The organism is Streptomyces sp. NBC_00271, assembly GCF_036178845.1.
In the GTDB taxonomy this organism is placed as follows: domain Bacteria; phylum Actinomycetota; class Actinomycetes; order Streptomycetales; family Streptomycetaceae; genus Streptomyces.
Window position 1 is genome coordinate 971,729 of record NZ_CP108070.1, and the last position, 12,248, is coordinate 983,976.

Annotated in this window: 6 protein-coding genes and 6 pseudogenes; 7 read left to right on the forward strand and 5 right to left on the reverse strand. The window is 68.0% G+C overall.

Translation table 11 applies throughout. From position 1 onward, the window contains the following. Positions 1–81: 81 nt before the first annotated feature. Positions 82–291: pseudogene (locus tag OG798_RS56430) on the forward strand (FAD-dependent oxidoreductase); the annotation flags it as partial. An 846-nt stretch (positions 292–1,137) separates the two neighbouring features. On the opposite strand, the gene OG798_RS04845 reads toward OG798_RS56430, so the two are convergent. After that, on the reverse strand, positions 1,138–2,421 hold the full coding sequence (locus OG798_RS04845) for a peptide ligase PGM1-related protein (protein WP_328756380.1): 1,284 nt from the start codon (positions 2,419–2,421) through the stop codon (positions 1,138–1,140). A gap of 595 nt (positions 2,422–3,016) precedes the next feature. Between OG798_RS04845 and OG798_RS04850 the strand changes: the two genes are divergently transcribed. Further along, positions 3,017–3,313, forward strand: coding sequence for an ANTAR domain-containing protein (locus tag OG798_RS04850; RefSeq protein WP_121417603.1), 297 nt, complete (start codon positions 3,017–3,019; stop codon positions 3,311–3,313). Between the two features lie 479 nt (positions 3,314–3,792). Here the strand turns inward: OG798_RS04850 and OG798_RS56435 are convergent. Next, a pseudogene (locus tag OG798_RS56435) lies at positions 3,793–3,937 on the reverse strand (SRPBCC family protein); the annotation flags it as partial. Between the two features lie 108 nt (positions 3,938–4,045). On the opposite strand from OG798_RS56435, the gene OG798_RS04860 reads away from it, so the two are divergent. From OG798_RS04860 to OG798_RS04870, 3 genes and pseudogenes are all read left to right on the forward strand, one after another. Further along, on the forward strand, positions 4,046–5,578 hold the full coding sequence (locus OG798_RS04860) for an FAD-dependent oxidoreductase (protein WP_328756382.1): 1,533 nt from the start codon (positions 4,046–4,048) through the stop codon (positions 5,576–5,578). A gap of 71 nt (positions 5,579–5,649) precedes the next feature. Beyond that, positions 5,650–6,034 (forward strand): annotated as a pseudogene (locus OG798_RS04865) (hypothetical protein). 44 nt (positions 6,035–6,078) lie between these two features. Next, positions 6,079–6,845 (forward strand): annotated as a pseudogene (locus OG798_RS04870) (transposase). 77 nt (positions 6,846–6,922) lie between these two features. Here the strand turns inward: OG798_RS04870 and OG798_RS04875 are convergent. Continuing rightward, positions 6,923–7,798 (reverse strand): NAD-dependent epimerase/dehydratase family protein, encoded by an 876-nt coding sequence (locus tag OG798_RS04875; protein ID WP_097227030.1) that lies wholly within the window; start codon positions 7,796–7,798, stop codon positions 6,923–6,925. 151 nt (positions 7,799–7,949) lie between these two features. On the opposite strand from OG798_RS04875, the pseudogene OG798_RS04880 reads away from it, so the two are divergent. Next, a pseudogene (locus OG798_RS04880) lies at positions 7,950–8,162 on the forward strand (transposase family protein); the annotation flags it as partial. An 87-nt stretch (positions 8,163–8,249) separates the two neighbouring features. Further along, positions 8,250–9,134 (forward strand): annotated as a pseudogene (locus OG798_RS04885) (ISKra4 family transposase); the annotation flags it as partial. Positions 9,135–9,158: 24 nt separating this feature from the next. On the opposite strand, the gene OG798_RS04890 reads toward OG798_RS04885, so the two are convergent. Continuing rightward, positions 9,159–10,025 carry an LLM class flavin-dependent oxidoreductase gene (locus tag OG798_RS04890; RefSeq protein WP_328756383.1) on the reverse strand — a complete coding sequence of 289 codons (867 nt, stop codon included), beginning with the start codon at positions 10,023–10,025 and terminating at the stop codon, positions 9,159–9,161. 470 nt (positions 10,026–10,495) lie between these two features. Further along, positions 10,496–12,106, reverse strand: a complete 1,611-nt coding sequence (locus tag OG798_RS04895) for a purple acid phosphatase family protein (protein ID WP_267060497.1) — start codon at positions 12,104–12,106, stop codon at positions 10,496–10,498. Between the last annotated feature and the right edge of the window lie 142 nt (positions 12,107–12,248).

Sequence of the window (12,248 nt, forward strand, 5' to 3'; positions counted from 1 at the left end):
CCGTAACCATCGGGCGCAGGGTCACCAGCCCCGGCGATCTCGGCGACCCAGAGGATCCAGGAAACGTCGATGTACAGGCCGGCCGAAGCCGCACGTGACGCGGGTCTGTCCGCCGAGTTCATGACCTAGATCGAGTGACCCTTCGCCATCGCCGGCGCGGTCCGGATGAGCAGGCAGGCCCAGTTCCATCCCCGCAAGTACCTGCTGGTGCTCACCGCCGACCTGCGCCAACGGGGCGGCACGCCGTACGAGGCAACGCGCGTCGTCGGCCTCACCGAGGGCGAACCCTGTGAACCGGCGGGCGTCCAACGCCGTCACCTACGGCCCCGTCGGAACCGTCCTGGTCACCCAGTCCTGGCTGGTCCAAGGTTGTCCACGCGGTGACGCCCCGCGTAGACCAGGGCCTGGTGACAGATGCGGAGAACGATTCCCTCTACTGTGCCACCGCGGTTGAACCAGCAGCGGCAGGTGGCCATTCGGCCTCGCCACCGAGGTGGTCCACGCGCATGTTCTCGCACACCGTTCCCTGGATGAGGACGAGCCTCAGCGGGGCCACACGGCGAAGTGGGCTCTAGCCCGCGCCGATTTTGGCCGATTCGGCGCCGAGGAACTCGCTCACACCTGGGTTCAGGCTCCGCAGCACACTCCCTCCTCGGCAACAACAGCAGTTGTGAAAGCGCCGACGCCAATCCGTACGGACTGCAATGCAAGAGCACAGTCACCACCTCCACGGTCGGCCGGCCCGGCGGCCGGGCAGGCGAACAGTCCGGTGCCGCCACACACTCCGGGTCTTCGGGACGGTGCGTTGGACCCGGTCGGATTCGAGGTCGCCGACGACGTTGCGGTGACAGAGCGGACCTACTCGTAGCCGCGTGGCTGGACGAGCATGCCCGCAAGCACTTCGAGTACGGCCTTCAGGTCTTCTGTGCTGACGGCGGCCTCACGCTCTCTCGCAGACCCCGGAGCACTCGCCCCCTTCTTCGGAACCTCTTGAACGATCGCTGGGCCCGGACAGAGCGAATGAGTAGCGGTACAAGTTCTGCCCAGGGGGCGCAGACCTGAGGACGTTCCTGCACACCTCATTCGAGCGGCGCCAAACGCGACAACCCGCTACCGAGGGCTTGCGCAGGCATCGGGTCAGATCGATTCGAATTCCATGGCTTGGGACAGCCAGGCATCCCACTCGCCTACACCGTCAGCGTTGGCAGAGATCACCGCGTAGCGCCAGGAACGGCCATCCGACGGCGCATCCACGTAGAGGACGACGCCTTCACGCCGTGCCGGGTCGAAGGCGAGGTGGTGTTCCCGCAGCCGGGCGAGGGCTTGTTCGAAGGAGAAGGGCCGTCGTGTATACCCCTTGGACAGCGACCATGCCGGACGGCCGACCGCCGACCCCGCAGTCAGTCGGGTGACCATCGTGTGGGGCGTTGTCGTCGCGGTACGGCGGATGTTGCTCTCGTCGGCATACACCGCGCCGTCCGTGCTGACCAGCGCGTCCACTCCAAAGGGCCCCGCGTAGCCATAGTCGGCCAGGTAGCGGCCCAGTTGGAGCCCCCATTCCTCCAACTCCCCGGCCACGTGCACGCAGGACGGCGGCAGCGGAGACACGTATCCCGTGAAGGAACCCTGGTTTGTGTGCATCGCACCGCTGAACAGGACTCGCGTCCCGGAGGTGTTGGTCTCCAGCTGGATGCTGACCGACGCGGACACGTCCACGCGCTCCTCCACCACCCAGGTCCCCACGGGACCACCAATCACATCAAGCTCCACGGCTGGTCCGCCTTCCAGGTCGCCGCGCGCTACGAAGCGCATCCCGTGGCCTCCGGCAGAGCGGTCAGGCTTGATCACCACTCGCTCGTACTGCCCCAGAAACTCACGTACGACCCCGTCCACCTCAGGGCGTCGGCACACCTGACCCGCAGGCAATCGCATCCCCAGGCGCTCGGCCACCTCGCGGAACCCGGCCTTCGTGTTCAGCCGCATGGTGATCTTCAGCGCGGCCGCGGCGTCGTCAACCGTGGAGTAGGGGTGGACCGTGAGGCCGAGATCCCGCGCGAAGCCGATCGCCGACGCATCCAGTGCTGTCGGCAGCAGCGCGGCACCCGGTTCGCCGGCAAGAGCCCGTAGTCGGTCCGTGAGCCCAGCCTGACGTACCGCTTGCGCCAACGGGACGGCACCGACCGGCGGTACCGCGATCACCGTCACGCTCTCGCTGGGCACCCCCGTCAGGCCGGTCACATATTCCAGGAACTCCTTTCCCAGAGGTACGGGGCTCACCAGTACGTCTCCGGGCCGCAGAAGCCACGCCTTGCGCGGCGCCTGCTGTGCCCACTGAGCCAGCACCTCGCCCTCGCCGAGATCTACTGCCAGGTCCGAAAGAAAGTTCGCAAAAAAGATCACAGCACTTCCCTTGCTCACCACCGTGCCGATCCGTCATCGCCTCTCCCGTGCGCATCCGAATCACGCCTCCCATGGGCGTCGGCTCCGACGAAGCTCCGTCCAGCCATGCATGTACCTCCCCCTTCTTCCCTCACCGCGACCACGCCGAGGCTGGTCTCGCACGATTGCCACTCGACAACAGGGCAAAAGGCACCGGGAGGTGAGACATCGTGCTGAGATGGCTCAGGCCGCCAGGAAGAGCAAAATCGACGGTCGTGGACACATCCGATTCCGTTCGGCGAGGCGTGCGGGCCTCGAGTAGCAAGCGGGTTGACCCGCTCCTCAGCGTGAAATCCATGGTGGCGGCCATGACTGCGAGGCTCCCGCGACGGGGAGGTACTTCATCGAAACACCAAGGGCGGAGGGGGAGAACAGTCACCCCTCGCACAACGCCGTACCCCGTAGCCCGTCGCCTGTAGCCCCAGTGCCGACCGCGAGCAACCGCGTGCGTCACGAATCGTCCTGGGCGATCCTGGATTAGGCACCGTCGTCCGGGAAGGCGTGGGACATGGCTACTCCCGCATGGCTCCCTCAGACCGGGGTCCCCTCCACAGGGGGTGATGCGGAGGAATCCGTGATGGAGCAAACACGTCGGCTCACAGAGGAGAACCACCAGCTCAAGGAGGGTATGCAGACCCGTGCTTGCATTGACCAGGCCATGGGCGTGGTGGTCGCGCAGGGAGGCGTCACGCCCGACGACCCGTGGGACCTGTTGCGTGAGGTGTCGATGAACACCAACACGAAACTGCGGATAGTGGCCGAGGCTCTGGTCGCCTGGCCCGCCGGCGGGGCACTGCCCGATGACGTCGGCCATGCTCTCGGCATCGCCCTCGCAGCACACACGTCCGCCCGGTGCGCCAGGTCGCCCCGGTAGCCAGACGCTGTCGTCGTTGAGCTCCCTCGGAGCACAGGAGAGCCGCTTGTCACAGACTCCTCAGGATCTGGGGCAGATTCTTGATCACGTAGTGTCCCAGCACATCTGCCGCAGCATCTGTGGGTAGCGCCTCGAGTCCACGGCGAGCAGCCCCTCATCTTGGTCGCTTGCGCGGCCCGCGCCAGCATCTCTCAGTGCAAAGAGTTCCCCACACTACGGCGCCGACGTCATGGTGCTGTTCCCCGAGTTGTTGACCAGCACGTCGATCACGGCCCAGGCGGCTTCCGTCCGGGAGCGCGGTTTCGTGTCCCGAGTCGTCAGAAGGCCGAACCGGGATTCCCGGGCGCGCGTCCGGCTTCGGCTTGAAGGCCTTGATTGTGTGCAGCGTCGCACGGCCCTTGTTCGTGCCCTTGTCCGATACATCGGCGCCCTCACCGACGGCCCGGCGAGGGACGTGATTACCCCGCCCATCGTCGTCAGGTCGTCCAGTGGTTGTCGCTCGTCAAGCTGCCGCACCTCCTCGACACCCTCCATGAAGTTCGGGAACTCCTCGAACTGCGTCCACTGGTTGTAGGCGATGCGGACGGGCACCTCGATATCCACTGCTTCCTTCACCGTACTCATCGTTTCCTCCTCACGTGCAGTCCTTCCGCACGACACCCGGTACCCGCGCGGAGCAATGAACACCGACATATCAGGCGTATCGCACACCATGAGGGGCACTCGGCCGCCATGAACGCCGAGACAGCAACTCAGGGGTCCTACTGGATGGAGTCCGCACCGCCCGGCGACCCCGCTCCCCCGCCGTCCGGTGACCTCACCGTCGACGTTGCCGTGGTCGGCGCCGGCATCGCCGGGCTCAGCACGGCCTGGGAGCTGGTCAGGCAGGGACGCGAGGTCGCGGTGCTGGAGGCCGGCCGCATCGCCGCCGGGGTCACCGGCCACACGACGGCCAAACTGACCGCCCTGCACACCCTGGTCTACGACCATCTGCGCCGCACACGCGGCCCCGAAGGCGCACGACTGTACGCGCGCTCGCAGACCGAGGCGATCCGGCACGCCCACGAGATCGTCGACGAGCTCGGCATCGACTGCGAGTGGGAGGGGGCGGCGGCCTGCACCTACGCCGAGAATCCACGGCGCGCCCGCGAGCTGCGGGCCGAGGCCGAAGCCGCACGCGAGGCGGGCCTGCCGGCCGAGTTCGTCACCGAGACCGACCTGCCCTTCGCGATCGCCGGGGCGGTCCGGGTGAGCGGTCAGGCCCAGTTCCATCCCCGTAAGTACCTGCTGGCCCTCACTGAAGACCTGCGCCGACGCGGCGGCACCGTGTACGAGGAAACACGCGTCGTCGGCCTCACCGAGGGCGAACCCTGCGTCCTGCGCACCGACACCGGTGTATCGGTCCGCGCCGACGAGGTCGTGATCGCCACCCACTACCCGATCTTCGACCGGGCCCTCCTCTTCACCCGCCTCAGCCCACGCCGCGAACTCGTCGTCGCCGCGACCATCGACGAGGACCGCGCCCCGCGGGACATGTACATCACGCCGGAACAGGCCACGCGCTCCGTGCGCAGCGCGCCGTACCGTGACGGCAACCGCCTGCTGATCGTCACCGGGGAACACTTCGTCCCCGGCACCGCGGACGTGGAGGAGCGGTTCGCGCGGCTGGTGGGCTGGGCCGACGACCGCTTCGCCGGGCTCACCTTCACCCATCGCTGGGCCACGCAGGACAACGACCCCACCGACTCCGTCCCTCTGGTCGGACCGCTCCACCCCCGCAGTCGGCACACCTACGTGGCCACCGGCTTCGGCGGCTGGGGCCTGAGCGGCGGCGTCATGGCGGGCAGTCTGCTCACCGGTCTGATCAACGGCCGCCCGGCCGCCTGGAGCAACCTCTACGACCCGCGCCGCCTGGCGTCTGTGCTCCACGAAGGGAAGTCGTTCCTGAAGCATCAGGCCCACGTGGCCCGGCACTTCGTCGGCGACCGCATATCGCCCGTGCCGAGCCCCGCACCGGACGGCATCCCCCCGGGCCACGGCGCCGTGGTGCGCCAGGGCACCCGACAGTACGCCGTCCACCGGGACGAAAGCGGCTCACTCCAGGCGGTCTCGGCCCGCTGCACCCACCTCGGCTGCATCGTGTCCTTCAACCACGCGGAGCAGGCATGGGAGTGCCCGTGCCACGGATCACGCTTCGCCCCGGACGGAGAGATCCTCCAAGGCCCTGCAGTACACCCTCTGGAAGAACGCGACATCCCGGAATAGCCGCAACCAAAGGAAGGTGCAACACACACCTAACATCCAAAGGGGAAGCCTCGCCGAAAGCAGGTCGACCCATGGCAAAGAAGCCACACACGTCCCAGCCACCCCACGGACAAGGCCCGAGCCGTCATAAGGGCACCGAGCAACACGGCTGGTCACCCGACGTGGACGAGACACGCCAGCAGGACAACCCGAGTGCCCACCGCTCCTTCCACACCGCCGAGCACGGCGGCGGGAAAGGCCCGGGACGGACGAAGTCCAAGGAAGAAACGAAGCCCGTACCGGGCGACACGGTGGAAAGCGGCACCACACGCGGCGAGGAGTACGCCGATAAGGACGAGAAAGGCCGGCGGGACACGGGACGCAAGGGCCGCTCCCAGCGCCCCAGCGGCACCAAGGACGCCTCCGCGGACCGGCGTCGACCCCCAGGACCCACCATCCCGACGCCGCCCAGGCTAAAGGTTGTCCCATAACTGGTGAGCGTGTTGGAGCGTTGGGTGGGCATGGGTGGGGTGATCTCAGCGGATTTTCCGAAGTGGATCGAGCCGTTCTCCGGGTTGAGTGAGTCGCAGTTCGAGAAGCTGGTGGCGCTGGTGCGCTGTCGGGGCGGTGATGTCCAGCGTGGCCGTCCGTGGCGTCTGTCTCTGGCTAACCGGGTGTTGCTGGTGGCCACTTACTGGCGCACGAACCTCACGTTGCGGCAGGTCGCGCCGCTGTTTGGCATCTCGAAGTCGGCGGCTGACCGGATCCTTGACCATCTGGCGCCGCTGCTGGCGATCTCGCCGGCCCGCCAGCCGCGCAAGGACACCGTCTATATCGTGGACGGCACGCTGGTTCCCACTCGCGACCGGAGCATCTCCGCATCGAGCAAGAACTACCGGCACTCGACGAACCTGCAGGTGGTCATCGACGCCGACAGCCGCCTGGTCGTCGCGATCGGTATCCCGCTGCCCGGCAGCCGCAACGACTGCCGGGCGTTCACCGAGTCCGTAATCGACCGGGCTTGCCGCGGGCCCCGGTCATCGCCGACGGCGGCTACCAGGGCACCGGCGCCCTCATTCCGCACCGCAAACGGCGTGGTCAACGGCGCCTGAGCCCCCAGCAGGAGGCTGAGAACAAGGTGCATCGCAAAGCCCGTGCTCGGGTTGAGCATGCTCTGTCCCGACTGAAGAACTGGAAGATCCTGCGGGACTGCAGGCTCAAGGGTGATGGCGTCCATCAGGCCATGCTCGGCATCGCCCGCCTACACAACCTCGCCCTCACTGGATAACTCACGCCGCATTGTTGGCGCTGGCTCCTCACTTCGGAGAGCCACCGGAACGCCCAAAGCGGTCGGCCAAGGGCGAGTCAGGGGCGGATGTGTTTCAACGTGAACTCGGGCAGGGCATACGGGCCGGCTTGCGGAGCTTCGGGATCGGCAGGGACGTCGGCGTCGGTGATGTGCGGCGCATGCGTTTCGGCGTTGTCGATGGGCGTGTAGGCCAGTTCGGATTCCGCGGGGAGTTCCCAGAAGCGGCGGGTGTTGGCAGAGACGGCGTACACCGTGGCAAAGCGCGTGGAGAGCGGGGCGGTAAGCGCGGCGCGGCAGAAGCCGACGGCATCGCGCGGGCTGAGCCAGGTCGCCAGGTGGCGCGGCTCGGTGGGCATCTCCTCGAAGCTGCCGATACGCAGGCAGATCACGGAAACGTCGAACTTGTCCGCATACAGCTGCCCCAGGGCCTCGATAGCTGCCTTGCTCACCCCGTACAGGCCGTCGGGGCGCACCGGCTCCTGTGGGCCGGTGCGATGGGCTGTGGGATAGAAACCGGTTACGCGGTTGCTGCTGGCCAGCACGACCCGTGGAATCGCCGCGCGGCGGGCGGCTTCCAGGACATGGTGGGTGCCCAGCACGTTGGCGTCGAGGAGATGCTCAAGCGGCGCCTCGTCCGGCAGGCCGCCCAGGTGGAGCACGGTGTCCGCACCCGCGAGCGCAGCCTCTACGGCGGCAGCGTCCCGAAGGTCGACGGTGTGGACCACCTCGTTCGCGGCCTCGACCTGGAGGGGAACGCGGTCGAGCAAGACCAGGCGGCTGACCTCGCTGCGCAACGCCCGGCGCACGACCGAGCCGATGTTTCCTGCTGCCCCGGTGACGACCACTGTTCCCAGCGCCACTGCACGCCTCCCCTGTTCGACCTCAACAACGCCCTGATCCGGGCAGGCGGCGATCCTCTCATCGCCGGTCATGACAACCAGCGGGTGGGGAGCCAACATGAGCAGGTCTGCATACGCAGTGAGCAGGAGGTGGGGACTTGCAAGGTTCAGGCAAGATTTTCGTGGAGCGTGACGGAGCGTCATCTACTTGGCATCGTCACCTAAGTGTGACGAGCTTCTGGGTATGGCGTTTCCGCACCTGAAGACGGTGCTGGTGGAGCGGGTGTTTGTCGAGGGTGGCCCGGTGCACGTCACCGCGCGTACTCGGGACGACCTCGTGGTGGACTGCCCCGGCTGTGGCACGGCCGCGCATCGTGTCCACAGCCGTTACCAGCGGCACCTCGCCGATACCGCCGTCGCCGGGCGGCCCGTCGTTATTGACCTGTCGGTCCACCGCCTCGTCTGCGATCGGCCAACTTGCCCGCGCCGTACCTTCGTTGAGCAGGTCGAGGGCCTGACCGTCCGCTATGGCCGGAGAACGCCGGAGGCCACCCGCCGGGCCGCCGTGAAAGCCGCGACCGGCCATCGCGGCCGACTCGCGCCGTGCGAGAAGCTGAACCGGAAGCGGATGGCCACCGTGGCCTGCGTCTTCGACACCCGCCCCGCTCCCAGACGCCCGCACGACGTGATCCACCCGCCCGGCGGCCGCAGCGGCGAACGACCCGCCCGCCCGGGACCGAAGGCGGAGAACAAGTGGTGCACTGCCTCGGTCCGCCCGCCCGAACAGGTCATCGCCGACGCCTTCGACCAGGCCGAGGCCCGCGATCCGAAACGCCTGCGCCCGTGGGTCGTCCTGGTCGACGGCGCCCGCCACCAACTCGACCTGATCGCAGCGGAGACTGGCCGACGCGGCGTCACCGTCCACGTCCTGCTGGACTTCGTGCACGTCGTCGAGTACGTGTGGACCGCCGCCCACGCCTTCCACAAACCGGGCACCACCGAGGCCGAAGCCTGGGCAGCCGACCACCTGACCGCGATCCTCACAGGCCACGCCGCCCGCGTCGCCACCGAGCTGACCGCCCAAGCCGAGCGGGAACACCTCTCGACTGCCCGGCGCGAGGCTGTCGGCGCCTGCGACCGCTACCTGACCGGGCACCTCGACCAACTCCACTACGACACCGCGCTCAACAATGGGTGGCCGATCGCCACCGGCGCGGTCGAGGGAGCCTGCCGCCACCTGATCGCCGACCGCCTCGACATCACCGGCGCCCGCTGGGGCCTGCCCAGAGCCGAAGCCGTCCTGCGACTGCGCGCCATGGTCTCCAGCGGCGACCTCGACCGCTACTGGCGCTACCACGCCGCCCGCGAACACGAACGCCTTTACCCCGCGTCCGACCAGCACGACTTCGCCCTCCGGGGCCGTCGCTGACGCCTGCGCCTTGGTGCGGGGCGCCTAATCGAGTGTCGGAGGCCCCGCCTCGATGCGCCGCAGCACCGAAGCCAGGCAGTCCACATCGGGGCCGGGATCGAGCTGCCTTTCGTCCCACCAGGTGGCACCGGCGTCGCGCAGCGGGCCGATCACATCCTTGGCCTTGGCGCTGTCCACCGGAGTGGCGCCGCCGACTACGAGGTCGAAGGGGCGCTGGGTGTCGCCCTCTCGATGACCGCGCACGTAGGTGATCAGCTCCCGTACGTCCTCGCGGTCCGGCGGGAATCCATGCAGGGCGTTCTTGAACAGAGGGACCGCGCCGTCCCACCGCGCGGCCCGTCGCACGGGCGGACGGTTCGGCCAGAATCCCCCGATCCACACCGGCGGCCGGGGCCGCTGCACGGTGGCGGGCTGCAGGCTCACGTTCCGCGCCTGGTAGTGCCGGCCGTGATGGTCGACGGCCTCGCCCGTCCAGAACCGCACCAACAACTCCAGCCCTTCGTCCAGCCGTTCGGCGAGCACACGTCGATCGGTGGAGTCGCCGAAGCTGCCGTACTCGTCCTCGACCGGCCCGCCCAGCCCGGCGGCGAAGACGACCCTGCCTCCACTGAGGTTGTCCAGGGTGGCCACCTGCCGCGCGAGCTGCTGCGGCCGATAACGAGCTACCGGCGTGAGCAGCGTCCCCACCCGGATACGTGACGTCGCGAGTGCGGCAGCGGTCAGCAGCATCCACGCTTCTCCGAACGGCCGCCCCGAGTACCCCCGGTAATGGACGTGGTCCCAGACGAAGAGCCCGTCCCACCCGGACTCCTCGGCCGCCGTCGCTACAGTTGCCACGTTTCGGGGATCGGCGAAGTCGCCGAAGTTCGGGATATTGATCGAGAAGCGCATCCGCGCATCGTGGGCCACCCCCACCTGCCCATGCAACGGATTATGCGCGGTCACACAGTGGAATCCATCGGTGCCCCCCCGGCTGCGGGGGCACCGGAGAACGAGCAGCCGGGGGCCGAGCGCGGAATCGAGCCCGGGGATGAGCGGGTGAAGGACAGCTCCGCGTCTACCCACCTCTGACCAGCACCGATACCAACTCACGGTGTGACCACGATCTCCCTCAGCAAGAGCTACACCCTCTTCCAAGCGCGCGAAGAAAGGCACCTGACCTGGGCTTTTGCCCGTCAGGCCTTTCGCGCGCCGTACTCTCGGCTCATGGACTGCTCGATGAGCGTCAAGGGCATTCGGCACGGCCTACACCGATGCAGAGCCAGAACTAGATCCCGGTGTGCCGGAGTGCGGTTCACCCCTGCCTCGTCCCGACGCGACCACGTCCATGGGCCGGTGCCGGTGACGGACCGGCGGCAGGGTCACCTCGTGTGGCCGTCGGAGCGCCGGCGGTGGAGCGTGAAGGTCTCGAACACCGACAGGTCGCCGTTCGGCTTGTTCACGTTGTAGTAGGTCACGTGCATGCGGGTGGTGTCACCGGCGTGCCGTCCGGGGTCGACGGTGAAGGCGGCGAAGCCGTAGGGGTGCTCGATGTCCCGGACTCCGGTCCAGACCGCCTCCTCCTTGGTGTAGGCGGAGGTGCGCTTACCGTTGGAGCCGGGGGTCGCCGACACAGCGGTGATCACCTTGGCGGTGCCGTCCGTGAAGAACTTCTCGTTCGTCGTGCCCGAGACGCCTCCGCCGCCGAGGATCATGTGCACGGTGCCAAGACCGGTGTCGATGGAATCGGTGGCCTGGGAGACCGGGCGCGGGGTCAGCGTCTCGCTGCCGGTGACGACGCCACGAACGGCGAGCGAGCGCTCGTAGTTGTGCTCATGGCCACACAGCACGAGGTCCACACCGTACCTGTCGAACAGGGGGCCGTACTTCTGGCGCAGGCCCAGGTCGGCGCCGTTCGCGTCCGAGGAGCTGATCATGACCTGGTGCATGGCGACGACCACCCAGTCGACGTCGTCGGAGGAGCGCGCCGCCTTCAGCTCCTTCTCCAGGAAGGCGAGTTGGCGTCCGCCGGAGTAGCCGCTGATGTAGACGTCGCCGCCGTCCTGGAGGCAGTTGTCGTCGTTCTGCAGCACGATCACCCGGACGGAGCCGACCGTGAACGCGTACCACAGGCCCGCGAGTTCGGCGTCGGTCTCGGTGGAGGGCAGGGTGAAGTAGCTCTGGTAGGCGCCGAGCCCGAGCGGGCCGTTGGCCTTCTCGATCTCGTGGTTGCCGGCCGCGGGCATCCAGGGACGGAAGCGCGCGGAACGGGTGTTGTTGGTAAAGAAGTTGTTCCAGGTACGCACCCGGTCGACGTCCAGGTTCGCGTAGCACAGGTCACCGTTGAGCAGATGGAAGAGCGGGGCGACCTGCTCGATGCCGGTGACGATGTCCTTCGTCGCGGGGGTGGAGTTCGCGTCGAGCGCCACCGTGCCGTCGGCCGCCCAGGTCACCTGCGGGGCGGACTGGTCGCCGAAGCTGGTGAAGGTGAACGGCTTCCGTCCGCGCGGAGCGGTGCGGAACGTACCGCTGTCGGGCGTCGTGCCCTCGTGGGTGGCGAGGTAGACGTAGTCGGTGCCCGGGGTGAGCCGGTTCAGCGAGGCGTGGTGGACGTAGACGGTACGGCTGGAGGTGCCGTCCACGTAGGTGACGGTCCGGGCGTCGGCGCTGGATCCGAAGCCGTGCTCCAGCGTGCCGTAGTGCACAACGGGTCTGGTCACCGGTCTGTCGGTGATCCACGACACCGTCATCTGGGTGCGCGGGTCCGCCCCGAAGGTCAGGTGCAGCCCTTGGACCGGGGGCGCACCGGCCGAGTCCGCGGTGAGGTGAAGGGCCGGGGCGGCAAGCGGAGCGGCCTGTGCCGTACCTGCTCCCAGCAACGGGGTGACGGCCGCGCCGGCCCCTGCCGTACCGAGAAGGCCCAGCGCGTGGCGACGGCTGACCCCCTCGGAAGACTTCGTCGACTCGTCCGGTGTCCCTGTCTGTGTGGCCATGGTGCCCTCTCTGGCGAGCAGTTGAGCTGACAACGACCGCACCCTGGCGTGCCCCAGCGGCCCCTGAGTGAACGGTGCGTTGCCAGACGGTCATTGCGCCGCGAGTGGCGGGCCACGGAGGCGATTCTTGCCCCTGCCTTTG